This window comes from Pseudoalteromonas sp. S8-8 (genome assembly GCF_000497875.1).
Taxonomy (GTDB): domain Bacteria; phylum Pseudomonadota; class Gammaproteobacteria; order Enterobacterales; family Alteromonadaceae; genus Pseudoalteromonas; species Pseudoalteromonas arctica.
The window spans coordinates 19,719-45,188 of the sequence record NZ_AUTR01000013.1 but is presented as its reverse complement, the minus strand read 5'-3'; the positions used below and the strand labels follow the sequence as shown (position 1 = coordinate 45,188).

The 25,470-nt window shown below is 39.6% G+C and carries 18 protein-coding genes; 10 read left to right on the top strand and 8 right to left on the bottom strand.

What is annotated here, in order from left to right:
• Window positions 1–234: 234 nt before the first annotated feature.
• Together L659_RS0103525 and L659_RS0103520 are read right to left on the bottom strand one after the other, a co-directional pair.
• Window positions 235–3,357, bottom strand: a complete 3,123-nt coding sequence (locus L659_RS0103525) for an efflux RND transporter permease subunit (protein WP_024589624.1) — start codon at window positions 3,355–3,357, stop codon at window positions 235–237.
• Window positions 3,358–3,369: 12 nt separating this feature from the next.
• A complete protein-coding gene (locus L659_RS0103520) occupies window positions 3,370–4,548 on the bottom strand; it encodes an efflux RND transporter periplasmic adaptor subunit (RefSeq protein ID WP_007580481.1) in 1,179 nt (392 codons plus the stop codon).
• A gap of 287 nt (window positions 4,549–4,835) precedes the next feature.
• On the opposite strand from L659_RS0103520, the gene L659_RS0103515 reads away from it, so the two are divergent.
• A complete protein-coding gene (locus L659_RS0103515; RefSeq protein WP_024589623.1) occupies window positions 4,836–7,343 on the top strand; it encodes a zinc-dependent metalloprotease in 2,508 nt (835 codons plus the stop codon).
• Between the two features lie 69 nt (window positions 7,344–7,412).
• Here L659_RS0103515 and L659_RS0103510 read toward each other — a convergent pair whose 3' ends face one another.
• Window positions 7,413–8,201, bottom strand: coding sequence for a PhzF family phenazine biosynthesis protein (locus tag L659_RS0103510; RefSeq protein ID WP_024589622.1), 789 nt, complete (start codon window positions 8,199–8,201; stop codon window positions 7,413–7,415).
• A gap of 72 nt (window positions 8,202–8,273) precedes the next feature.
• Complete coding sequence (locus L659_RS0103505; RefSeq protein ID WP_024589621.1) at window positions 8,274–8,888, bottom strand: PQ-loop repeat-containing protein; 615 nt, start codon at window positions 8,886–8,888, stop codon at window positions 8,274–8,276.
• 290 nt (window positions 8,889–9,178) lie between these two features.
• On the opposite strand from L659_RS0103505, the gene L659_RS0103500 reads away from it, so the two are divergent.
• Entirely contained in the window at window positions 9,179–10,312 is a 1,134-nt protein-coding gene (locus tag L659_RS0103500; protein WP_024589620.1) for a PepSY-associated TM helix domain-containing protein, read from the top strand.
• A 49-nt stretch (window positions 10,313–10,361) separates the two neighbouring features.
• Window positions 10,362–11,522, top strand: a complete 1,161-nt coding sequence (locus tag L659_RS0103495; RefSeq protein ID WP_024589619.1) for a tetratricopeptide repeat protein — start codon at window positions 10,362–10,364, stop codon at window positions 11,520–11,522.
• A 16-nt stretch (window positions 11,523–11,538) separates the two neighbouring features.
• On the opposite strand, the gene L659_RS0103490 is transcribed toward L659_RS0103495, so the two are convergent.
• The 4 genes from L659_RS0103490 to L659_RS0103475 all read right to left on the bottom strand — a co-directional run bounded on the left by L659_RS0103490 (window position 11,539) and on the right by L659_RS0103475 (window position 17,436).
• Entirely contained in the window at window positions 11,539–14,355 is a 2,817-nt protein-coding gene (locus L659_RS0103490) for a TolB family protein (protein WP_024589618.1), read from the bottom strand.
• Window positions 14,356–14,477: 122 nt separating this feature from the next.
• Window positions 14,478–16,025, bottom strand: coding sequence for a PH domain-containing protein (locus L659_RS0103485; RefSeq protein WP_024589617.1), 1,548 nt, complete (start codon window positions 16,023–16,025; stop codon window positions 14,478–14,480).
• Complete coding sequence (locus L659_RS0103480) at window positions 16,018–16,551, bottom strand: PH domain-containing protein (protein WP_024589616.1); 534 nt, start codon at window positions 16,549–16,551, stop codon at window positions 16,018–16,020. Before L659_RS0103480 ends, L659_RS0103485 begins: the two co-directional genes overlap by 8 nt.
• A gap of 36 nt (window positions 16,552–16,587) precedes the next feature.
• A complete protein-coding gene (locus tag L659_RS0103475) occupies window positions 16,588–17,436 on the bottom strand; it encodes a D-hexose-6-phosphate mutarotase (RefSeq protein ID WP_024589615.1) in 849 nt (282 codons plus the stop codon).
• Between the two features lie 427 nt (window positions 17,437–17,863).
• Between L659_RS0103475 and L659_RS0103470 the strand changes: the two genes are divergently transcribed.
• From L659_RS0103470 to L659_RS0103440, 7 genes are all read left to right on the top strand, one after another.
• Entirely contained in the window at window positions 17,864–18,346 is a 483-nt protein-coding gene (locus tag L659_RS0103470) for a MarR family winged helix-turn-helix transcriptional regulator (RefSeq protein WP_024589614.1), read from the top strand.
• A 99-nt stretch (window positions 18,347–18,445) separates the two neighbouring features.
• A complete protein-coding gene (locus L659_RS0103465; protein WP_024589613.1) occupies window positions 18,446–19,771 on the top strand; it encodes a hypothetical protein in 1,326 nt (441 codons plus the stop codon).
• A 128-nt stretch (window positions 19,772–19,899) separates the two neighbouring features.
• On the top strand, window positions 19,900–20,295 hold the full coding sequence (locus L659_RS0103460; RefSeq protein ID WP_007580453.1) for a YbaN family protein: 396 nt from the start codon (window positions 19,900–19,902) through the stop codon (window positions 20,293–20,295).
• A 123-nt stretch (window positions 20,296–20,418) separates the two neighbouring features.
• The gene (locus L659_RS0103455) at window positions 20,419–21,051 is read left to right on the top strand and encodes a PepSY-associated TM helix domain-containing protein (RefSeq protein ID WP_024589612.1); all 633 of its coding nucleotides are present in this window, start codon (window positions 20,419–20,421) and stop codon (window positions 21,049–21,051) included.
• The gene (locus L659_RS0103450) at window positions 21,051–21,560 is read left to right on the top strand and encodes a DUF2271 domain-containing protein (RefSeq protein WP_024589611.1); all 510 of its coding nucleotides are present in this window, start codon (window positions 21,051–21,053) and stop codon (window positions 21,558–21,560) included. Before L659_RS0103455 ends, L659_RS0103450 begins: the two co-directional genes overlap by 1 nt.
• Before the next feature lie 34 nt (window positions 21,561–21,594).
• Entirely contained in the window at window positions 21,595–22,440 is an 846-nt protein-coding gene (locus L659_RS0103445; RefSeq protein WP_024589610.1) for a DUF4198 domain-containing protein, read from the top strand.
• A gap of 280 nt (window positions 22,441–22,720) precedes the next feature.
• A complete protein-coding gene (locus L659_RS0103440) occupies window positions 22,721–25,249 on the top strand; it encodes a TonB-dependent receptor plug domain-containing protein (protein ID WP_029769812.1) in 2,529 nt (842 codons plus the stop codon).
• Window positions 25,250–25,470: the final 221 nt, after the last annotated feature.

Here is a 25,470-nt window from a genome sequence, read left to right as displayed (position 1 = left end):
CGGTCAGTGCTTTTTTTATGTTTTATATTTATACCAATTCGCTTAATTAAGTGATCTATTTTGAGGCTGGAAAAGATAGCTAGGCAAAAAATTCGCTATTTAGTTGTTCTCGGCAATTGCTCCTGCATTGCTCTACCTTCTGCATCCATGCAGTCGTAAATGAGAATTTTTTAACGTAGGTAGCGACACGTTTAGCCCCGTAAAATGATTAAGTATTATTGCGAATTGGTATTATTACGAGACCTTAGCAGCTCGGCTTTTAAAAGGGCGCTTAAATAACGCACCAATATCACCCAAAATAATATATAAACACGGTACTAATATAAGCGTTATTAACGTTGCAAACATAACAGCAAAGCCAAGTGCTACTGCCATAGGTATTACAAACTTAGCCTGCAGGCTTGTTTCAAACATAATAGGCAATACACCAGCAAAGGTTGTTATAGACGTTAATAGTATTGCTCTAAAGCGGGCACAACCGGCTTCTATTACTGCATTTTTAACGCTAACACCTTCGCGGCGAACTTGGTTTACATAATCTGTCATTACAAGTGAATCATTTATAACAACACCTGCTGCGGCAATTAAGCCAAATCCCGACATTAAGCTCATATCTAAATCAAACCAGTAATGACCCCAAATAGCCCCGGTTAAACTAAACGGAATAACCGACATTACAATAAGCGGTTGTGAATAGCTTTTAAGCGGCACAGCTAGCAGTATGTATACTAAAATCATTCCGCCAATAAAAAACATTATTTGCTCATTAGCTTGAGCTTGCTGCTCTTCTATTGCGCCACCGAGCTCTGATTTAACACTTGGGAATTCTTCTATTAGCTGTGGTAGTAGATTTTCTTTTACTTGCTTAACCACTTCGCCTGGCTCAATTTGCTCTTCATCAATATTGCCATAAACATACACGGTACGGTAACCACCTTCGCGGCGTATATAGCTAATACCAGGCGTTTCTGTTAGCTCTACTACATCACCAAGAAGTACTTCTCGCCCTTGTGGGGTGGTAACAACGGTGTGTTTAAGCGATGAAAATGCCTCACGAGTCAGCTTAGGGTAACGTACCATTACGCGTACTTCTTCGCCGTTTCGGATTACGCGCTGCGCTTCGCCACCATAAAAACTGGCTCCCACTTGATTTGCAATACCTGCCAAATCTAAGCCTAAATCGTAAGCAACAGGTTTAAGGCTCATTTGCACTTCTTTGCTCGCAGGATCTATGGTTGAGCTAATATCAAACAACCCTTTTTGCTGTTGAAGTAATTGAATAAAACGACGACCCGCTTGATTTAAAGTATCTATGTCTGAGCCATACAGTAAATAGCCAAACTCGCCGCCGCCATTACCACCGCCGCCACCAACATCGTCTTGAATAGTTAACGACTTAATACCAGCAATAGTCGGCATAGCCTCACGCCACCGGCGAGAAAGTTCAAATGCATTGTATGGACGTGAATCTTCGTCAACTAATGGAGCTAGTAACTGCGACTCGGTTCTGCCTTGATTAAATACCAATACATCACGAATAATTTTTTGACCAAACTCACGTTCAGTCTCTTCATCGACTCTAAGTACCATAGCTTCTATTTCACGAATAGCAGCAATGGTTTGTAAGTCAGAAACGTTGTCGTTCATTTCTACTTGAATTTGTGGAAAGTCGTGCGGCACTTTAGGAGTTGGAACTGTACGTACTTTATTAGACGTAATAAGTGCAATACTGATTATAAACATTGCAATAAAAGCAAACAAAACAGTCCAGCGCCAATCAACACACTTAGCAATAAAACGTTTGTATGGGCCATTTACGAAACCAAAAAAGCGTGTATTGAAGCGATCGCGCCAGCCACCTTTTTTAATCGGCGAAAAGTGCGTATGAGCAATGTGAGCTGGCAGTATCAGCTTTGATTCAATCAAACTAAATACTAAACACAGCATTACCACAACGGCTATACCATAAAAGAAGGCACTTTCTGGCCCGCTCGACATTGTGAATGGTGCAAATACAGCAATCGTTGTTAACACACCAAAGGTCGCAGGGGTCGCAACTCTGTTAGCACCACGCACAACATTTTCTACACCACCGCCGCTTTTTTCAACTTCGGTGTAGGCAGCTTCCCCTATCACTATGGCATCATCCACCACTATGCCGAGCACCATTATAAAAGCGAATAACGAAATAATATTAATGCTAATGCCAAATAGTGGCATCATCATCATGGCCCCTAAAAAACAAACAGGTAAGCCAATCATTACCCAAAGCGCTAGTTTAAAACGTAAGAATAACGACAACATAATTGCCACCAAAATTGCACCTTGAAACAGGTTAGCTTTCATCATATCAAGGCGAGCATTTAGGTAGTAGGTCATATCCATTAATGGCTCTAATCGAATACCCGGCGGTAGTTGCTTATTTTTTTGATCAATAAACGCTTTAACCGAATCCGCAACGGGAATCATGTTTTGCTCTTGCGTTGCTTTAACCGATAAATACACCGCGTTTTCGCCATTAAACTTAAAGTAGCGCTCACCTTCGATAAATTGATCTTTAATCACGGCAATATCTTGCAGTAAAACTTTAGCGCCATACTCGCCAATTTTTACCGGAATTTGCCTAAACTCTTCACCCGAGTAAAACTGATTCTCGACGCGAACAGAAATAACACCTGCGTCTGTTTTTAGCTGCCCCGCCGAAAAGTTAGCTGAATAACGACGCACTGCATTCATTACATCACTAAGGGTTAGGTTATATTGACGCAGCGTATCGGGCTCTATTTCAATTGCTATTTCATCAAGAGGAACATCGTTTACCACTAACGACACGTTAGATAACTGTAGTAACTCATCCTCTATTTGGTTTGCTATAGGCTTAAGCTCTGTAAGTGGTAAGTCAGCAACGAGCGTCATACCTATTACGTCTTGCCTAAACTCAACCTGACTTATGGTGACCGGTTCCATACCCGCCGGAAAAGTCGCAATGCCATCAACACGCAACTTTACTTTATCAAGCACATCGGTAAGTTTTGCATCGGTATTTATTTCCAGGCTTGCTGTACCGCCATTTCTAAATGCGCGATACACGCCTTTTTTAATTTCGGTTATATCTTTAAGTGACTCTTCAACTTTTATAAGAATACTTTCTTCTATTTCCTGAGGAGAGGCACCTGGGTAATTAGCCTCAATATTAATGTAGTTAATCTCTACATTAGGAAACATTTGACGCTGAATCGTAAAGTAACTTATAGCCCCCATAATAATGATAAAAAACATCATTAAATTAGCGGCTACTGAATTATTAGCAAAGTAGGCAATTAGCCCTGTTTGTTTTTGTTGTATTGACTCGCTCATAACTATTACACCCTACAGCTGTTGCGTGTTTGAAGTGCTCGTTTCTGAGCTTTCAGGTTTTGCAGCTACACCTGCAATTTTAACCTGCATTCCTTTTTGCGGGTATTCAGGTAAAGTAATAACGAGTTTGTCATCGGCATTTAAACCACTGCTAATATAAAAATACTCACCCTCTTCACGAATAACCGTTACTTTACGTGGCTCTAGCTCTTGGTTTTCGTTTACTACCCACACAGTTTGGTTGTTAACCAAAGCTTGCGGTAAACGGTAAATATTATTAAGCATTGCACCTGCAAAATTCACCTGTACGTAGCTGCCAAACTTAATGGCTGGTTGTATATTCTTAAGACCGTATGGGTCTTCTATACGCACTACTAGACTGCTCATACGCGTAGCGTTATCAACAATCCCTAGGTCGCGGTCAATTACACCTTCACGCGTGAAGCTGTTTAGACCTTTTTGAATAATCGTTGCGGTAATGCCTTTAATACGTTCTGGCAAAAAAACGCTATCGAACCCTGCTATAGGAATAATCACTTCAGCAGTTTCAATATTATTGAGCTCAGCAACTTGCGAACCCATAGTGACAAATTGACCAACACCTACATTTCGGCTAATAACCAATGCATCGTAAGGGGCTGTTACTTCACAATTATCTAAGTCACGTTGTGCACGTTTTAATGCAGCTTGCGCCGACTTTACAGATGCCTGCGCACTTAACACTTGAGGCTTACGTAAAAATAAGTCGGTACGCGCTTTACTTGGAAAACGCTTTGCTTCATCTGCGGCTACTTGAGCTTGGGCCTGCTCTTCAATTAAGCCTGCTTGTGCACGAGCAATTTCTGCCTCTGCAACAAGTACTGCTGCTTCGTAGTTGTCTTTTTCGATAGTGAATAACGTTTCACCGCGAGCAACGATGCCGCCGGCTACAAAATTAGGATGCCAACTTAACACTTCACCCGACACCTGCGCCGAAAGCTGTGTACTTTCAAGAGGCTTTACTTCACCGTAGCTATTAATAATAACTTGATGATCGTTTGCAGCCACTGGCTCAACTTGCACTGTTGGACGAGTATCAATTACTTCTTTTTTTTCTGGCTCTTGTGCAATGGCATTTATTCCCATAAAGCCAACAACACCAACAATTAGCGCTACAAATGGAAAAACCCATCTAAGTGAATTTGTTTGCATATCCTATTATCCCCAAAATTCTATTAACGTCATAATACCAGAGCCATATGAAACATTAAGGTGACATTTGTAAGCAACTGTTGCAAATACATATAAACCACTGCTATTTAGGGCTATAAAAATAACTTTGCATGCAGCTCACCTCATTCGTTATATTTTGTTACAAACTTTTGTTTATTAATATCAGTTAATTAGCGTTGTACACTTAAATTTCGTCGCGAAGATGTGCGAAATTAAATTAATTTACGTACAGTCCAATTAAATTAACAAATATTAAAAGTCTCAAAATGAAATTAACGACCATCACCCTTGCGCTTAGCTTAGCGTTTGGCAGCCATGCATTTGCAGCCGATAAAAAAGACGAAAAAGAGCCAAAAACACTTAGCGAAATGATCAAAGGACAAACCGAATTTGCCGGTATATTTAGCCTTTATCAAGATGAAAAAACCGGTAAGCACCTTATGGTGATTAACGAGTCCCAACTTAATACGCCGTTTGTATATTTTACGCACACTGTCGATGGCGTTACAGATGCAGGCCATTATCGTGGTTCGTACCGTGAAACTAAGTTAATTGAATTTAGAAAATACTTTGATCGTATCGATATCATTAGCAAAACACCTCGCTATAAATTTGACGAAAACAGTGCAATTTCAAAAGCGAGTGATGCCAATATTAGTGAAGCGGTACTTGCGAGCATTAAAATAGAAAAAGAAGAAGACGGTAAAATAGCATTCAACGTAAATAAGTTATTTTTAAGCGAAGCACTTCATAAAGTATCACCTACGCCAAATCCAGCTGATAAAAACGCTAAAAAGCGCTTTAAAGTAGGCAAGTTAGACGATAAAAAATCACGCATTATTAAACAGCGTCCATACCCTAATAATTTAGACGTGGTTGTTGATTACGTATTTACTAACCCAAGCCCAACGGTACGTGGCTCAAATGCAGTAAGCGACCCACGTAGCGTATCTGTAAAAGTTCAGCACTCGTTTGTTGCTCTACCTAGCAATAACTACGCACCACGTATGGACGATGCGCGCATTGGTTATTTTACAAATCAATTTGATCAAATGACATCTACCGATTGGGCACCTTATGAAGATGTTATAAAACGTTGGGATCTACAAAAGAAAGATCCTAGTGCAGCACTTTCAGAGCCAGTAAAACCAATTACTTGGTGGATAGAAAACACCACACCTATCCAATGGCGCGATACTATTCGTGACGCTGTTTTAACGTGGAATACTTCTTTTGAAAAAGCCGGTTTTAAAAATGCCTTAGAGGTAAAAGTACAACCTGATGATGCAGACTGGGATGCGGGCGATATTAATTACAACGTACTGCGTTGGACTTCGTCACCTAAGCCTCCATTTGGCGGATACGGTCCAGCACTTGCTAACCCATTAACAGGCGAAATACTGGGCTCAGACATTATGCTTGAGTTTGTATTTATGAAAAACCGTTGGATTTACGACACACTTTTCACTCAAGGAACAATGAGCCACGGTGAAACAACAAATACCGGTGAGCTAAATTGCTCACTAGGGCATGAGATTCAACAAAATCTAATGCTTGCCAAAGGTCTTGCTAGCGGCGACAAAATTGAAGATAAAGAAATGCTTCGCCAAGGTCTAACGCAATTGGTACTTCACGAAGTTGGCCATACTTTAGGTCTTAACCACAATATGAAATCATCTATTTTGTGGGATGAAAAAGAAGTACACGACAAAAACAAAACCCAAGGCATAGTAACCGGTTCTGTTATGGATTATGCACCGGCTAACATTGCCCCAATTGGTATGCAGCAAGGTGATATTTTTCAAACAAAACCAGGTCCTTACGATGATTGGGCAATTAACTACGGCTACAGCGTAGCACTTGCAGATGAAGCTGCTGAGCAAGCTAGACTTGAAAAAATACTTGCTCGCTCAAGTGAACATGCCCTTGCCTTTGGTAACGATGCAGACGATATGCGCGCACCAGGTCGCCATATCGATCCACGTGTAATGATTGGTGATTTGTCGTCAAACCCTGCTGCCTATGGCGCAGATCGTATGGCGCTAATTAATAAACTATTTACTGAGCTAAAAGATAAAGCAACAGTTAAAGGCGAGTCTTACCAACAGCTTGTTACCTCTGCTAATAGCTTGTTTGGTCAGTACCGAGCTCAAGCGGGTGTTGTTTCTCGCCAGATTGGTGGTGTGTACGTTGAGCGTGCTGTAGTGGGTGATGCAAACGCAGATAAACCATTTACACCGGTATCTCTTGAGCGTCAAACACAAGCGATGGATATACTCGCAAAGTTTGTATTTGCACCAGACGTACTACAAAACATGCAACCTCTATATAGCTACTTGCAACTGCAACGTCGTGGCTTTAATCACTTTGGTAAAAATGAAGACCCTAAAGCACACAAAATGATTTTAGGTATGCAAAAATCTGTACTTGCGCAGCTATTACACCCAGCCGTATTACTGCGTATTTCTGATACTGCTTTGTACGGCAATGAATATAGCCTAACTCAGTTTATGCAAGATTTAACCGCTAATATTTTTGTGAAAAGCAAAGACACAAATTCTATTAGTCACAACTTACAAATTGAGTATGTTAATCAGCTAATCGCAATTGCAGGTCTTGGCAAAGCAAGTAAATACGATAACTTAGCTAAAACAGCTGCGTTATATCAGCTAACTCAAATAGCCGATACCAGTGTTGCTTGGGGTGCAGATACTGCGACTAAAGCGCATAAAAAATATATTGATCGCTTAATTGCAAAAGCGCTAGAAGCGTAAAATATCTCTGCTAATTGAGTAAACCAAGGCCACGTTTAACGTGGCCTTTTTTATAACTTAATTCACAGATCAAATATAAATAGTGCCTTTTAAATACCTTACAGCATGCCCCGTTAAGGTGACGGTTGTATCACCCACTTCACATAGTAAATGCCCGCCTCTGCTTGAAGCCTGATAAGCGCTTAACGTAGTTTTACCCAATTGCTGCGCCCAGTAAGGTGCTAAGCCAGTATGAATAGAGCCTGTTACATAATCTTCGTCGCCACCGCTTGCAGGCCAAAAATAACGAGATATAAAATCATATTCAGCACTTGGAGCAGTGGCCACTACATCAAGTGGATAAAGTGTTTTTAAAAGCTCTGAGCTAGTCTTTAATTCAAGTATTTGATCGGCGTTTTCATAAATAACAAAATAGGCTTGGCGATTTTTAAGCACTTTACTCGGTTGTATAGACAGGCCGTCAAGTAGTTGCTGAGGCACATTTTGCACTTCAACCGGTGCTTGTTTTGGAAAGGTCATTGCAAAGCTACCATCAGCGTTTTTATTAACGATTAGCTCGCCCACCGCATCAGCAATAAAGCGAATTTGCGATATGTTATGCTCTTCACATAAAACATAGGCAGCCGCAAGTGTGGCGTGACCACAAAAATCGATTTCCATTAACGGCGAAAACCAACGAATAGCAAAACTGCCATCGTCTTGCAGGCAAGTAAAAGCAGTTTCAGATACGTTATTCTCAGCGCCAATCTTTAGCATTAAATCGTCACTTAACCACGATTCTAGTGGGATCACTGCCGCATAGTTACCTTTAAATAACTCATTCGTAAACGCATCAATTTGATGAATAGCTAATTGCATTGTTTAAACTTTGTAATGATTAATAGCTTAAAACTGCCATACCTAAACTAAATTAGCACTTTTATTTTGGCTTTAAGCCATTACAGGCCGCATTCTATAATATTGCATACAACCAAATTGCACAGCATTGGTAAGCAACAGCATAATAAACATAAGTAAGTGCGCCGTGCTTGGAGCCGCTGTTGTAAGCTCAACAACTAAGCCGCAAATACCAGCAATAAACTGCAAGCTAAAGTAGCGCGCGCTTAAATTACTCACATTACCCGTACGCAATGTTTTATAAGTTTGCGGCATAACACGTACCGAACTCATCACAAGGCCAACATACGTTAAAGCGCTTAATACCGTTGCAGTATCAAGGCTTGAATTTAAAAGCAGTGAAAAAGGCAGTAACGAAAAACCTAGCATAGTAACCAGCTGTACACGTTCTCGTTTAGCTGCGTTATAACGTGCAAAAAAATATAAAATAAGCCCGCTTAACGCACCGGTTACAATAAATGGTAACGCAATATAAAAACGCTCAAAATAAATATTGTAGGTTATAAAATAAAGGCTTTGTGCTAACCCAAACGTCATCATCAATAGTGATAAACCTGAGACACTACGATTTTTTCGAATTTTGTTTAGTAATGGTAAAAAACTAAAAACCAGAATAAATGAAGACAATATAGGCAAATAATGCGCCAAAGCAACCTCGCTCGTTACATAAATGTTAATTAAAAGCAGAAATAAAAACATTTAATAAACATTTGTTTTAAAAGGCTTTTACTATGAGCGCGGCATTGTAGAGCCGCGTAAATTTAACTCAACTAAATAAGATATTCTTGTTTTAGGTACTGGCAAGCTAGGTATACAAAAACCGTAGAATTAAGTTCACGGTTTACCGGTTTAATAGAAAGCCTCACCGCTAAACTACTAAACAAAAATGATAGTTGTTATCATGCGCAAGTCATTAGCTGCTGTATATAAAACTACCTATGAGAAAAACTCTTTTTAAAATTCACAGTTGGATCGCTCTAATAGCTATCATTCCATTGATTGTTATTAGTATTACAGGGAGCGTATTAGTTTTTAAAAGTGAAATAGATGGCTTACTTATGCCAAGCAGCCACTTTGTTGTAAATGCACTGCCAGAGCGCATGCCAATCGACACGTTAATTGCCAAAACAGAGCATGCTTACCCTGAATATGTAGTAGGTAGTTGGGAAATATTTAACGATGATACAGCTGATCGGGTTTACTTAGTCAAACGCGGCACAGAGCAATGGTATAAGTTTCATTTAAACCAGTATACGGGTGACATTTTGTCTGAACCTGTTGGTACCAGCCATTATTTTACCGATTGGTTTTTAGAACTACATTACACTTTTTTACTGAACGACTTTAAAAACCTGCCAGGGCAAACAGGCACTGTACTAGGCTTCTTTTTTGCTCTGTTTTTATTGGTATTAGGTATTACTGGGCTTATTATTTATCGTAAATTTTGGCAGCGTCTATTTAGTGTGCGCTGGCGTGCAACACTGCAAATTGTACTTAGCGACATTCATAAAATGACGGGGGTTATAGGATCTCCCATCATTATTATTTTAGCTATCACAGGTGGCTACTTTAACTGGGCGGTGTGGTATCACGAAGTTATTGAACACGCAGAGGAAGAGCACTTTGTACTAACCAAAAACCTACACAGTAGCGATATTTCATTTCAACACATACTCAATGACAGTAAAAAACAAATACCCACTTTTAACGGCACGTTTTTAGTTATGCCACTCGAGCCTGACGAAAACATTACCTTATTCGGCGAAGTCGATACCGCCAACCCACTTGCTAGTGAGTATGCCAATACTGTTAGCTATAACAAGCTAACAGGCGAGCACATAGCTAACTGGGATATTCGCGAAGTAGGCGTTGGCTGGCAGGTAATTGATAGTTTTAGAAAGCTTCATTTTGGCTACTTTGCAGGGCTAATAAGTAAAATACTGTGGTGCGTAATTGGTTTAAGCCCAGTGTGGCTAGCAGGTACTGGTTTTTACTTATGGTTTACTCGCCGAAAACGTAAAAAACAATCACAAAAAAACCGCTTAAGTAAACGCAGTACAGCAAGTGCTTGATTAAAAACCCACCACATTGTAATGTAAAATTTAACAATGGAGTGGGTTTATGATGTTTTATAAAATAGCAGTCTGTATTACTTTTTTATATTTAGTTGGATGTAACACAACCAAGGTTCAGCAAGTAGAACAACAAATAGAGCTTGAACAACTATTAAACCATTCTTTGTTTAATAAACTCGACACTCCTTCTGAGTACAGTATTTTCGAGCTGCCAAATGCTGAAAAAGAAAAATTTTTAGCCTATGCCGAAAAACAAAAACAGTCTGAAATCCGTCATGACCGCATTATTTACAACTACCTCGAAAGCAACTTAGCTAACTTTAAATACCACGGCGATACACTTACTTCAGCCCAAGCCTTAAAACTTTCGCAAGGCAACTGTATTAGCTTAGCTGTTTTAACACAAAGCTATGCACAAACTCTCGGACTAGAAACGAGCTTTCAAGAAGTAACAAGTCAGCCTGTATACGCAAAAGAAAATAATGTTGTTTATGTAGCAAGCCACTTTAGAACAAGAGTATACGCCCCAAAAGTAGAGAAAAAAGATGATAATATTGTTGAATTTTTCAGAGCGGGCACCTTAATCGACTACTTTCCTACCCGTCGCAGTTTTTATTCAAGCAGTGCAGATTATAACGATTTAGTTTCGAAGTTTTACAGTAATTTAGCTGCAACAGCGCTAGCAGACAAACAGCTGGATATTGCTTACTCGCTTATTTTACAAGCAAACAAATACACTCCCAATGATCCTGAATTATTTAATATAGCGGGCATTTTGCATCGTCGGGCTGGTGATTTACAAAGCGCTAAAAACATCTATCAAACAGCACTTAGTAATAATGAAATAAGCATTAATTTAATCAGCAACTATCAGCTTTTAGCTAAAAAATTAGGCGACAAAGAGCTTGTTAAAGAGCTCACTTCACAATTAGTTAATAAAGAAAAAGACCCATACGAATTACTAGTAATCGCTAAAAACGACTTACAAGCTGGCCACGCTCATCAGGCTAAAGCACACCTTGAGCAAGCTATTACTAAAGCGCCTTACATTGCTGAGCTATACTTGGAACTCGCAAAAGTTCGCTATCAACAAGGTAATATTAAACAAACACAAACCTTACTTGAGAAAGCAATTGAACTAGAACGTGATAATCAAAAACTCGATGTATATCAAGCTAAGTTACTATCCTTGCAGATGGATAAGTAACTTAGCCAATTAATATTTATAACGAATAATAAAAGCTCAGCCAAGCACGCATTTCATCATCAAAGCTACTGCCCTCAACCCGCGACACACCCATATTAAATGTTAAATCATTTACGCCTGCAGGCCCCATTCCAAAACTAAAATCACCTTGGTATTTTAAACCGTAACTTTGTGCATATACGGTGCCGTCGAGTTGATGTTGCTTATAATAAAGCCACGGCATGCCTTCTTTAAAGCTAAAGCCGCCACCGTAGCCTTGATAGCGCTTTGCAGTTGCGCTGTAAAAAGGCAGCTCAGATGAAAGTACATATTCACTATTTTGCTGCTGATTAATAAGATTTGAGCTAAAGCCACCTAATGCAAGGCTGCCATCATCACGCTGCTTTTGATCAAAGTTTGCATAAAGAGAAATACCAAACGCTTTACCAAAAATTTTGGCGGCTAAATCGTAACCTTGCCAATTATTATTTTTGGTGCTGCCATCGTACCAACTCGCATAAAGGCTCTGGCCTATCACAAAGTCTTGACGATCATATTGCCAATTTTGAGCAACGCCTAAACGCGTCCAATTTTTATGGCTTTGCTTATAATCAGTGTAATTGTAGGCAAGCTCTGGCGTTAAACTTAGCTGCCCTAATTTAACAGGGTAATTTATTGCAGCAAAACCACCACGGGCATCCATGTCTGCATTTAGGCTTTGCTGATACTGGCGCGATGTATTTAAATTATAGTCAAACAATGCTAGTTTCAGTTTTACATCAAGCGCATTATATTTTGCCTGCACATAACCACCGTGCAGTGCTCCATCGTGTAAATCAGTGCTATACCCCGCCTGTAAGTCGAGCTGCTTTAATAAGTCGCTACTTTTAATGCTTAAATCTAACAAACTGGTAGAAGCCGAATAATACTGCGTTCCTAGTGCAAAGGTAGCGTGCTGGTCGAGTACGTTGTAATTTGTTTGCTCTGTAGTTTCGTGCTTATATATTTTAGCTTTTGGAAGTGTATGTTCGTTTACTATTAGCAGCGGTGCTTTTTTGTTAGCTGCAAACTCAGTAACTACAGTGCTTTTTATAGCTTTTGGCAGTGTTTTTACATTTGGCCCATCTGCAGTTATCGAAAAATAGAGTAACGAGCCATCGGCCATTTCAATTGGGTGGGCAACTGCCTCTTGCCCTTGGGTTAACTTGGTGAGTGTTTTACTCTCTATGTTGTAGTTATAAATATCGGTGGCGCTATTTAAACCTGCAACAAAGTAAATTGACTCGCCATTAAGACTAAAGCTCGGCTGACTTAAATATTGATACCCGTTTGGCATAGGTACTAATTGCTGCTGATTGCCGCCTACACCTTGTATATACAATTGCCAGTTTTCATTTAATGATGTTGATAAATAAACTAATTTAGTTTCGTCAGGACTGAGAATTGGGTAATCGTAAGTTGTCTCAAGGCTTTTTGTAAATAATGGTGTGATGGTTTGAGTATTGAGATCAACCTTTACTAATTCAGAGTAGCCATCTCTTATTTGCTCGCCATACAAGGTTTCACCGTTACTGGTTACGCTAAATCGTCGTATACCAGCAAGTTCGGTAAGCTGTTTAATATTTCCAGTGTCAGTGTTATAGCTAAATATGTCAGACACTTTGTTATAAATACCCGACTCTTCATTGCTGTACGCATTGAAATACAACGTTGTGCTATTTACCCATTGAGGATTTGCAATAACGGCTCGGTTAATTTGATTAAGCACTTGTTTTTGTTCGCGCTTAAATACACTTGGCGCTGTATCGGGAATGTCTTGTGCATCGTTTTCGAGTAGCTCTTTTTGCGCTTTAGTAAACTCTTCTTGCGCTTTAATGTTGTCATCAGTGCTATAAATTATAAGCTTGGTATTACTCTCTTTATCTCGCTCAACAATCGCAATTTTACTACCATCTTTTGAAAGTACTGGGTTACTTGCATATAAGTTAAGCTCAAGCCAAAGCTCACTATTAAGTAACGACTCCCCTTGCTCTATTTGCATTGCTTTATAGGTATATTCAGCTATAAATCGGCGATATAACTTGGCTGCACTTTGCCCAAACACACCGCTAAATGCCTCATCAAAATTCCGCGTTTTTACGCCTTGCATTCGCGTCCAAACACTATCGAGTGTTTGTTCTGAATAGTTTTTCTCTAACCAATTTAAAAAGCGACTACCCATTAAATACGCCATTGAGCCGCCCATAAAGCCCTGCTCGCCATTTAACTGCCCATAGGTTGGCAGTGCGCCCTGTTGAGCAAATTCTCGCAGTGTTGACTCTGAGTAGTTATCAAACAAACGTCCACGACCCGTCATTTTAGACTCAATCAATGTGGCATAACCTTCGGCTACCCAGCGCGGCGTATCACTGTAGGTTAAGTCGTATAAATCCCATATACCACGTACTTTCTGCTGCCAGTGATTGCGTGTAGGCTGTGCTAAGTGCACTAAGTGAATATATTCATGCAACACAAGCAACTGCTGCCAGCCAGAGCTGTTTGATATAACTGTGTCGGATTGTGGTGGGGTTGTAAAAAGTGCCATTACAGGGTTACTTGAGGTAGGTAGCGCAAAGCCGTTTGCTGCATTTAGGGGATCAAACACCACTACATCAACTGTTTTATCAAGTGCTCTGTTTTGCTGCTCAAGCACTTTGGTGCGTACTATTTCAAGCTCTGTTGCAGTTGATTTAGCAAAATCAGCATGCTCAACACTGTAGTGAATATTAAAATGTTCAGTATGAATAGTTTGCCAATCGGCTGCAAAGCTTGGTGCTGCTAGTAATAAAGCTGATGCGATAAGTGTTTTTTTCATGAGCGTCCCTAAAAGAATTCCTTAATACCATCTAGGGTATTATTAAATGTCTTTCATGGGCAGTAAGAAAGTGTAATAAAGCATGTGCAAATGTGTATTTACACATGTTTTATCAGGGGAGTTTACATCCAGCTGCGAGTATCTGACTCAATCTGCTTAATTGTAAAATCAATAATAAAGTCAGCATCTTGCTGCTTTATGTAGGGCATAAATGCAAACCCTGAAGCAAGTTGTATATACAGGCTTTTTAAGCCTGATTTTCTCATTAAGTACGTACTTATACTGCGTGCACTTTGCGCTTTATAAAGCTCAAAAACACGGTAATGAACGCCAATCATACCTTTGCGTACAACCATGTAAAATCGGCCATTATCCTCATGCATGTAATAACCATAACGCTGATACGATAAAGTTACCAAGCCAGAAAACACCACCAAAACACCAAGGCTTATCAAAGTATTAATATCAGCAATAAAACAAAAGCCAAACACGAGTGCACTCGGTAGCAATGAATAAAAGCCTAAATTTTTATACAAAAGCGCTCGCTCTGCGCGCTTAAAAGCGAGTTTTTTACTATTAAACCACGGGTAAATCCATTGGCATACACTATCAACTTGTTCGCTATTTAATACGGGTAATACCAAGGTTTGTTTATTTTTTTTAGCCGCAACACCGGCTGCTATTCCCCCGCTACTTGCTTGCAAGCACTCAACGGTAAATCGCTTTAGTAATCGCCCCATTAGGTTTTGCTTAATAACAATAGATTGCACTTTATCCATGCTCATTGAAAGCTGATGGCGCTCTAACAAGCCAGCAATACGTTTAAACTTTTGACCTTTAAAATAAAGCTCAAAGTTATAAAAACGAATAAGCGACATAGTCACCGATAGCATTACAGCCACCAAAACTAACAAAACAATTAAGGTGATCATCGCAAAGGTAGCAGCACTTGCCAGCATACCAAGCTCTTGTTGGTAAAAGCCTTCTACTTTCGCAATAATTTGCTTCTCTAAAAAATCAACAATCAGGTTTATAAAAGGGGCCAAAGCAGCGATTGCTAAAATAGCCATATTCGACATTAAACCAAATTTAGCTATTTCTTTATTGCTAATGCTTAGGCTGTTTTCGATAATGTCTGTTTTGCTTTGTTCAGTATTTTGTATTTCTTGCTGTTGCTGTGCTTTAAAATCAAATATTTGTTTACGCATTTGCTGTGCATAATCTTTAGTGACGCCAGGTAAAACCACTTCTTGTGACACACTGCCAGCTGCATCAAAAATACAATTAACTAAGTTTACGGGGGTAAAATAAAATGGCTCGGCAATATTAACGTTTTGCACACGACCAAATTTAAGCGTAAGTCGCTCTTTTTTAAATACACCTTTGTTAAGCAATATTTCGTTGTCGCTACTAATACAAAACTTAAAATTTAAATAATATAAAAATGAGTAAATAAGCAACGAAATTAGCGCAATCCCACCTGCAACCTGTGCCCAAAACAACTTATTTTCTACTTGAGTAACAAACACGACAAGCATAGGTAGTAAGTTTAAAAGGCCATCTTTTACAAAGCGCACACTAAAGTGCACAACAAAGTATAAAAGTGCCCAGGGCGATACTTTCTGCCAGTAAATAGGGCTCGCTTTATCTTCGATAGTTGTATTACTCATCGACTAAAGCTGCCTGAGTAGTTGCGTCGTCTTGGCGGTAGTTTTGTACAAATTGGCGCATATTTTTACAATCATCATGGGTTAGCCCACTAATTTGTAAATCGGCACTTACACCACCAGCGCTAAATAATTTAATACTCGCAAGGCTAAGTTTTCGCTCTATTGGCCCTTGGTGTATTTCCATATGCTGTACACGCGCTAAAGGTAATACCGTCACTTGTTGCCAAATAACGCCTTTTTTAAAAGCAATGTCATGATTTCGCACTGCAAAACCTCGTAACCTCACACTTATCATGTTGTACAGCATAGATACGGCCACCAAAATAGGCATACCAATTAGCAAATACGTTTGTGCATTATTAGCAAAGGCTTCATTAAAATAACAAACAGCAATAAGCGCTCCAATTAGCGGTATATAAAACAGAAGCGAGCTAAGCTGTGTATGTAATAAGGCTTTATCAGCCAATGGCTTAAAGCTAATATCACTATGCTTTGGTAAATCCATTATTTGTTGATTGTTAAACACTATTTGTCCCTATTCCTGCTTTTAATTATGACTAGCTTACCAACTAATGGTGGTTATTAAGGTGTGGCTTTGTTTTGGCTCAAGCGTTACTTTATCTGTCAGTACATTAGCAGCCTCTAAGCAGAGCATTGTTTTATATTCATCATCAGCAAAGTTAGATAAGCGTTTTGATTTTTCTATCCATGGATTCCACAGTACACACGAACTTGAGTTTTCGCGGCTCACATTAATAACACCTTCTGGCGTATTAATAGTTTGCATTGTATTTGCTTGTGTATAAACCATGTCGGTTTCGCGATTAAAGCTTACAACATCGTTTTGTACAAATGGCCCTTCGCTAAACTCAATATATTGGGCGCCTTGCAAACCATTTACATGGGTATTTGTAATGTCTGATGTAGGAAAATAGGTATGCAGCGCTTGGGTAAAGCTAAATGGCGCACTCCCTAAGTTAGTGGTCGTTAAGCTAACCTGTAATTTATCGCTTAATACAAACTCAACTTTTAATGCTGACTGATATGGCCAATACGTTGTATTAACAAGCTTCATGGGTAGCTTTAAACTAACTGTAATTTTCTCATCAGATTCGTGTACTTCATCAGCTTGCCACACGCTTGTGCGCGCAAAACCATGGGCAGGCCACCCATCATTAGCGTGTGTACCAAACCACGGCCAACAAATAGGAATACCACCTCGAATACTTGCCCCTTCTTGATAGGTTTCGTCTTGTGATACCCATATAAGTGGCTTGTTATTTTTAGGGATAAACTCGGTAATTTGCCCACCTTGCAAAAATATTTTTGCATCGCACTTTGAGCTAGCTATTTTAATAAACTCAAGACCGGTTTCGCTTTGCTCAATGCTAACTGATGGCGATAATTTCATACCTTCCCCTATAATACTGATACTAAAGATTTTTAATATTTGTGCAGAAACAATAATGCATGCTTAAAGTATACGCTATTGATATTAAATATTGATTGCTGAATTTGTTCATTGCCGATTAATACATATACAGTAAACTCACAAACAATTACTTTGTACTAACAGCTGTAAATGAATAATACTAAAGTCTATACAATAAGACTTGCCAATTATTCACAACATACGTACTGTGCGCAACTTAATGCACACAAGATGCTAAGAAAATTTACTATAATTTAAACAATATAATTTTACATTAGTTACTGCTCTAACTATTAAAAACCAATAAAAGCGGCCTAATGTGCAATATATTGTTTGAATTCAATTTATTTGATGTGTAACATTTCGCGATTACGGCAAACTACCGCCCCATCGATGAGATAAGCAAATGCAAAAATATGACGAGTTATTGGTTTCTTTACGTAAAGTGATCCGCGCGATTGACTTACATTCTAAGCAGCTAAATAAAACTTCAGGTTTAACTGGGCCACAACTGCTTATAATGCAAGAAGTTGAAAAAACCGATGGAATAACGGCGAGCCGTATAGCTCAGAACGTAAATTTAAGCCCGGCAACGGTCACCAATATTCTCGACAGAATTGAAAGCAGAGATTTAGTAACACGCGTACGCAGTCAAATGGATAAACGCAGAGTGAGCTTATACCTCACCGAAAAAGGAAAAGAGTTACTTGATAAAGCACCTCAGCCATTGCAACAACACTTTATTGAAAAGTTTTCTGCGCTTGCTGAGTGGGAACAGAGCCTTTTACTCTCATCAATGCAGCGTGTAGCCGCGATGATGGATGCAGATAAATTAGATGCATCGCCCCTTCTAGAAGTTGGTGCACTTACTCAAGCTCCTAAAGAATAAACAATAAAAAAAATACATAGTTTTGTACTTACTCTAAACGTAAGGCGTTTTTTGACGTCTTGAATTTTTTATTTTTTAATCACAAGCAGAGCGGCTATTATGACTAAACTCTCAAAATTAACACTAGCACTAGTCCTAGGTGGTGTTACAAGCACTTCTTATGCGTCTGATGATCTAGACACACTACAAAGCCAACTTAAACAGCTAAAGCAACAAATGCAATTGCTTGAAAATAAGTTAGCTGATGAAAAAACAAAACAACAGCAAATTAATAAGCAGCACGAACAACAAGTTGCAAACATCAGTAAAAAATCTGATCAAAAAGTAGTTGAAGTTGCCGCAGCTGAACCTGAGAAAAAAGATGAAGGCATTAAAGTTGGGGGAGCAATACGCTTTAATTACAGCACCAACACATACGATGAAGATACCCAAGATCGCGGTGGCGATTTTGATTTTGATATTTTCCGTATAAATGTATCTGGTGAAATTAACGATATTTCACTTAACGGTGAAGTACGTTTTTACGATTACATGACCGTTGTTAAGTATGCTTACTTAGGTTACGAGTTTGCAGATGGCTGGGAAGGACAAGCAGGTATTGCACCCGTGCCTTTTGGTAATGGCCCATACAACTCACACAGCTACTTTTTCAGTACTAATTATTACGTAGGTCTAGAAGACGATTTTGATTTAGGTGTAGTAGTAAAACGTAAACTTAAAGATAACTGGAAACTAGACCTAGGCTTTTTCAAAAATGATGAGCTAGGTGGTATAGACGGTGGCTCTTCAGATATTAACCATCGTTACTCTTACGACATTATTGGTAGTCGCTCAGCAGAGGAAGGTACATACGATGCACCAGGCTCTCGCATAGGCGAATACAATACGTTTGCCGGGCGTGCAACATACCAAATTGAGCACAGCAAAAATATAACTACCGATGTGGGTGTATCATTATTAAGTGGTGGTTTACATGACGGTAACGATCGTGCAGGTAACTACGGTGCATGGGCATTTCATGTTGATAGCACAATTAACAACTGGAATATCCAATTTCAACACGGTGAATACGACTACGACCTAGACGACAGCAGCGACCGCTTTGTTGTTGGTGCGTATGCTTATTACGACACTGTATCTAGCGAAGCAACTATGACTAACTTTAACGTTGCTTATAATTACTCGCTTGATTGGGGTCCAGTTACCGACATTCAATTTTACAACGATTACGGCATTATTTATGACAAGTCTGACGATAGTGCAGATACATGGATGAACGTAACGGGTATGAGTGTTGCTGCAGGTGGTTTCTTTAGTTACTTCGACTTTATTCAAGCACGTAACCAGCCATTTATTGGCGGAACAATTATTGGTGATGGTGATACAGAACGTCGCTTCAACATAAATATTGGTTACTACTTCTAAACTGTTAACCGCATTTATTTTTTAAAAGGGCAAACTTAGTTTGCCCTTTTTTATTGATTTTAAGCTTCGAATTAATAGCTATTTAGCCTACAATTAGAGATACCATAACACGCCTAAAAAGAGCCTAAGTGAATATAAAAGCAGTGTTTATTTGTTATAAAAACTTATGGTTTAAAGCGCTTGGCTTAATACTTGTAGCCTTGGGTATTATTGGCATTGTGTTACCGGTCATGCCTACCACTATATTTTTTATTTTAGCGCTCACCTGCTTTACTCGCTCATCACCCGCGCTTGAACAATGGCTGTTAAACCACCCTCGTTACGGTGTAACTCTGCAGCAGTGGCAAGCTCATAAAGTAGTGCCTGTTAAAGCCAAATGCTACGCCGCCATTGGCATGTTAATTGGATTTATATTTTTACTGTATTCAGCCGCCCCTATTTGGGTTATTTATCTCGTTGCAGTAATAGAAGTATCGGTAATGATTTACCTTATTTTAAGACCCTCCAGCCCCCCTAAGCATTAAATATTCATTTTTTACCTGCATACCACCTTTGTTTTAAAGTTTTTATGTAAAGATAAGTAAGTAAATTTGTAATAGCTAATGCAAATCATTATCATGTTGTAAATTTAATTTATTACTGTTTTTATGTCGTTTATTAATAAGCGGGCTTTGTATAGTACAAGCCGTGCTCTACATATTTATATTTCTACAGCTTTGTTTTTTTTGCTTATTTTATTTTGCGTTAGCGGCATTGTGCTTAATCACGTTGATTGGCTTAAAAACGATAAAAATAACGGCCAAGTAACTGCAACAATTCCAGCAGAGCTAGTTACCAAAGCAAATGAACAGCTAAATACGTTGCCAACGCTTTACCCAGAAATAGAAGCCTACTTAGCCGAGCAATATGCACTTACAAAAGTAAAAAGCATTGAGTGGGAAAAAGAAGATGCGCTAGTAATGCTCGACTACCCACTGCCTGCAGGATTTGCCTACGCAGAGCTCGACTTTACAACCGGCGAGTTAAACCTAGATTACCAAACAGGCGGCTTTTTAAGCCTCATTGGCGACTTACATAAAGGTCGCTACACCGGTGAAGTATGGAGCTGGGTAATCGATATATCTGCCGTACTAATGATTTTATTTGCCATCACCGGCATAATTATTTTGTTTCAAAATAGAAAAAAACGCTTAGCAGGAATATGGATAACCTTACTAGGAGTCGCAACTCCAATGGTTATTTATTTATGTTGGGTTCCACAAATAAAAGGAGTGTCTTAATGGTTAAATTTAAATTATTTATAAGCGCCGCATTACTGCTTGTAGCTGCGTTTTTTCAAACAACGGCGCATGCGCAAACACCACAGCTAGAGGTTGAATTAACGCTTCCCGACTTAGAAGTACAACCGTATCACCGTCCATACGTTGCAGTTTGGCTTGAAACACCAGAGCGCAAACACGTTACAACGCTTGCACTTTGGGTACAAAAAGCAGAATGGTTTAAAGACTTACGCCAATGGTGGCGTAAAGCTGGTAAAAGCGATGCCAACTTTGACGGCATTAGCGGCGCAACAAAGCGCGCGGGTACTTACACCATAAATTGGCAAGGTAATGATTTAGACGGTAACCCAGTAAAACCAGGTAAATACTTATTAAATATTGAAGTTGTACGCGAAGAAGGCGGCAGAGACTACACCCGCGTTGAGCTTGATTTAACTAAATCAGGCAAGCTGACAATTGATGGTAAAAACGAGTTTTCTAAAAGCTTCGTCACTGTAAGCACTAAGTAGCTGCTACTTAATCATTTGAATTTAAGGAAATACAATGAAAATTAATTTATTAAAAACGGCATTAATCGGCGCATTGATCTTATCTGCTTTAGTGTCAACTTCAGCAAGTGCACACGGACGTTGGTTACTACCTTCGCATACATCTTTATCTGGCGATAAAGCGCATTACGTAATGATTGACGCTAGTATCTCTAACGAAATTTTTGCACCAGACAAAGCCTTTAAACCTAAAGAAAAAGGCGCAGAGTACGACGATACGCTATTAATGGCACTTGCTCCTAATGGTGAGCCAGTATCTGAAACCATTCGTGCTTATTACTTAAAACGTAAAAGCTCAGCTGCGGTAAGCTTAACAGAGCAAGGCACTTACCACATTGCAATGACCCAAAAGCCAATGTACATGACCTTCTATAAAAACGAAGAAGGTAAGCGCAAGCGCGTATTTGGTAAAAAAACAGAAGCCGAGTTACCTAGCAATGCTAAAGATGTAACTACAACAAAGGTTGTTTCAACAGTAGATACATTTGTAAGCCGAAATGGCACCACAAAGCCAGCACAGTTAGGTTTAGGCTTAGAGCTTAGTGGCCCAACGCATCCAAACGATTTATTTGTAGGTGAACAAGCACGTTTTCAATTACTACAAGATGGTAAATCTGCTGGTGAAGGCATTGAAGTAAGCATTTTAAAAGGCGACACACGCTACCGTAACAACCGTGGCGAAGTAAAAGTAACGACCGATAAAGAAGGTATGTTTACAATTACATGGAAAGAACCAGGCCTATACCTAATCGAAACCTCTAACAAAGTTACAGTAAATGAAGAAGGCGTAGATGCAGGACGTTATGCATTATTTACAACGCTTGAAGTTGCCCCTGAATAATTTAAATTACTAAATTTAAAAAATTGAAAGGCCAAGCATTTGCTTGGCCTTTTTACGTCTTACTAACTTTTATCTAAAATCCCCTTGAATTCGCAACCATTCGACACAAGATTGCAACTACAACGATCCAAACGCCTATATCGCGCGTAAACAGTGACCTTATGTGTTAACAACTTAGAATATCTTAGATAGTTTTTATCTTTGCACTAGGGTAGTCGCTTCTATATGATGCGCTCCTTTTTAAAATCAATAGTCAGCAGCCCTCAAGGGAATCAACATCATGTTAAAGCCATTATCAGCCAAAAAAGTAGCACTTAGTCTGGCCGTTTCTTCTGCACTTAGTGCACCCTATTCTTCTGTATTTGCTGCAGAACAAGATGTTCAAGCCGAAAAAAGCATTGAAGTGATTTCAGTAACAGGTACTCGCAGAAGCTTGCGCAGTATTGCCGAAAGTACGGTACCCGTAGACATTATTACCAGCGGTGATATGCAAAGTACGGGTCAGCTAGAAATAAGCCAAATACTAGCAAACCAAGTACCTAGCTTTAACTACCCAAGTGCCACTATGGGTGATGGTACTGACCATGCAAAACCAGCTGTTTTACGTGGATTAGCACCCGATCACACATTAGTACTTATAAACGGCAAACGCCGCCATGCCGGTGCGCTATTAAACTTAGCAGGTGTTGTTGGCCGAGGATCTACAGCTGTTGATTTGAACATGATTCCAACCTCTGCAATTAAACGTGTTGAAGTACTACGTGACGGCGCAGCCGCACAGTACGGTTCTGATGCAATTGCTGGGGTAATTAACATTGTACTTAAAGATGCCTCAGAAGGCGGTAGCGTAAGCGTAACGTACGGTAAATACAATACTCAAATGGCTGGTGTATCTCAGCTAGAAAGCACCTATGCAGATGCAAACGGCGACTTAGCCTTTAATACCGGTGGCGACAGAGAAGTAAACGATGGTGCAACACGCACTGTTAGCGCAAACTCTGGTTTTGCGTTATCTGATAACGGTTTTGTAAACGTATCTATTGAGTACCGTGATAACGACTCAACTCAACGCTCAGGCTTTGACCCACGCGAACAATACAGCCGCCTTGATGATGGCAGCCTAGACCCACGCGAATTTACTATCGATCGTTACAACCACCGCTTTGGTAAAGCAGACCTTGAAGATTACGCGTTGTTTTACAACATGGGTTACGATTTAGATAACGGCTTAAACCTTTATTCATTTGGTAGCTACTCAAAGCGTGAAGGTAATTCAGGTGGTTTTTATCGCCGAGCAAAAGACAGCCGTAACGTTTTAGAAGTGTACCCAGATGGCTTTTTGCCGCAAATTGAAACAGACGTACAAGACTACTCATTTGCACTGGGCTTACAAGGCGAAACTAACGACTGGACATGGGATGTAAGTACCAACTACGGCCGCAACGACTTTGGTTTCGGTGTTGTAAATAGTATTAACACATCACTAGGTGCCGACAGCCCAACCGAATTTGACAACGGTGCATTGGTTTACGATCAGTTTTTAGTAAACGCAACGGCCAATACCACACTGGATTTAGGCTTACCTGATGACGTATTTTTTACCGTAGGTACTGAATATCGCCACGAAAGCTACAAAATAGAAGAAGGCGAAGAAGCGTCTTACATCACCGCACTTGATAGCGATGGTAACCCAATTGCAGCCGGTGGCGCGCAAGTACTTGCTGGTTTTGGACCAGAAAGTGCGACTGACGAAAGCCGTCATAACATCGCTTTATTTGTTGAGTTTGATACCTACTTAACAGAAAAATGGAACGTAGTTTTAGCGGGTCGTTATGAAGATTACAGCGACTTTGGTGACACGTTTACCTCTAAACTTGCCTCGCGTTACAGCATTACTGAAAACCTATCACTGCGCGGAGCAATTAGCACAGGTTTCCGTGCGCCATCTTTAGCGCAAAGCTCGTACCGCCAAATATCAACTGTACTTGAAAACAACCAACCATTTGAAGTTGGTTTATTCCCAACCGATTCTGCAGCAGCGCAAGCACTCGGTGCTCAGCCGTTAGATGCTGAAGAGTCAGTAAACGTTACTGCGGGCTTTATGTACACGCAAGGCAGCTTTAGCTTAACTGTTGATGCGTACCGTATTGATATTGATGACCGTATTGTATTGTCTGAAAACTTAGAGGGCGATGCCGTAGTAGAAATACTACAAAATGCCGGTGAGCTAAACACCGAAAGCGTACGTTACTTTACCAACGCTATCGACTCACGTACGCAAGGTGTAGATATAGTTGCCACTTATAACCTAGATTTAGACAACTTAGGTGATTTACGCCTAAACGTAGCTGCTAACTTTAACGACACCGAAGTAACACACGTAAACGACAACCCAGCACAGCTTAACTCACTAGGTGACGACTACGTAGTGTTTGCACGTCGTGAAGTAGGTCGCTTTGAAGAAGGCACGCCAGATAGCAAATGGAACCTATCAGCAGTGTGGAACTTTAACGAATGGCAAACAACGCTTCGTGCCACACGTTATGGTGAAGTCGCTGATATATCAACTACAGCTGATCGCGATGAATACCTAGACCCTAAATGGATCACCGACTTAGAAGTGGCATACCGTCCAGACGAATATTGGAAATTTGCCGTTGGCGCAAACAACTTATTCGATCAATACCCACAAGCCACCGTGGATAACATTGGTTACTCTGACTTTGGTCAAATATTCCCTTACACACCGTATGCACCTTACGGATTAGACGGGCGTTTCTTATACGGTAATATTACTTACAGCTTTTAATTTAAATTTAAATTTAATGAGTTAAATTAAAATCCGATATGGCATGCCATATCGGATTTTTTATATTTAAAAAATAGTAATAAAAATAACCATCCTAGCTATAATCAAATAAATTCAGCAATAACACCTTCAACATAAATTGCTAACTTTTTATTATTATTAAATTTTTTTTATATGATAAATTGATTATTAGGTTAATTTAGTTGCTAGTAAGTCATCAA

What these genes read in the sequence shown, in the direction of transcription:
- L659_RS0103455 (WP_024589612.1), top strand. Translation starts at nt 20,419, where the DNA reads ATGTCGTTTATTAATAAGCGGGCTTTGTATAGTACAAGCCGTGCTCTA.
- L659_RS0103445 (WP_024589610.1), top strand. Translation starts at nt 21,595, where the DNA reads ATGAAAATTAATTTATTAAAAACGGCATTAATCGGCGCATTGATCTTA.
- L659_RS0103515 (WP_024589623.1), top strand. Translation starts at nt 4,836, where the DNA reads ATGAAATTAACGACCATCACCCTTGCGCTTAGCTTAGCGTTTGGCAGC.
- L659_RS0103485 (WP_024589617.1), bottom strand. Translation starts at nt 16,025, where the DNA reads ATGAGTAATACAACTATCGAAGATAAAGCGAGCCCTATTTACTGGCAG.
- L659_RS0103465 (WP_024589613.1), top strand. Translation starts at nt 18,446, where the DNA reads ATGACTAAACTCTCAAAATTAACACTAGCACTAGTCCTAGGTGGTGTT.
- L659_RS0103490 (WP_024589618.1), bottom strand. Translation starts at nt 14,355, where the DNA reads ATGAAAAAAACACTTATCGCATCAGCTTTATTACTAGCAGCACCAAGC.
- L659_RS0103520 (WP_007580481.1), bottom strand. Translation starts at nt 4,548, where the DNA reads ATGCAAACAAATTCACTTAGATGGGTTTTTCCATTTGTAGCGCTAATT.
- L659_RS0103475 (WP_024589615.1), bottom strand. Translation starts at nt 17,436, where the DNA reads ATGAAATTATCGCCATCAGTTAGCATTGAGCAAAGCGAAACCGGTCTT.
- L659_RS0103470 (WP_024589614.1), top strand. Translation starts at nt 17,864, where the DNA reads ATGCAAAAATATGACGAGTTATTGGTTTCTTTACGTAAAGTGATCCGC.
- L659_RS0103525 (WP_024589624.1), bottom strand. Translation starts at nt 3,357, where the DNA reads ATGAGCGAGTCAATACAACAAAAACAAACAGGGCTAATTGCCTACTTT.
- L659_RS0103510 (WP_024589622.1), bottom strand. Translation starts at nt 8,201, where the DNA reads ATGCAATTAGCTATTCATCAAATTGATGCGTTTACGAATGAGTTATTT.
- L659_RS0103450 (WP_024589611.1), top strand. Translation starts at nt 21,051, where the DNA reads ATGGTTAAATTTAAATTATTTATAAGCGCCGCATTACTGCTTGTAGCT.
- L659_RS0103440 (WP_029769812.1), top strand. Translation starts at nt 22,721, where the DNA reads ATGTTAAAGCCATTATCAGCCAAAAAAGTAGCACTTAGTCTGGCCGTT.
- L659_RS0103500 (WP_024589620.1), top strand. Translation starts at nt 9,179, where the DNA reads ATGAGAAAAACTCTTTTTAAAATTCACAGTTGGATCGCTCTAATAGCT.
- L659_RS0103495 (WP_024589619.1), top strand. Translation starts at nt 10,362, where the DNA reads ATGATGTTTTATAAAATAGCAGTCTGTATTACTTTTTTATATTTAGTT.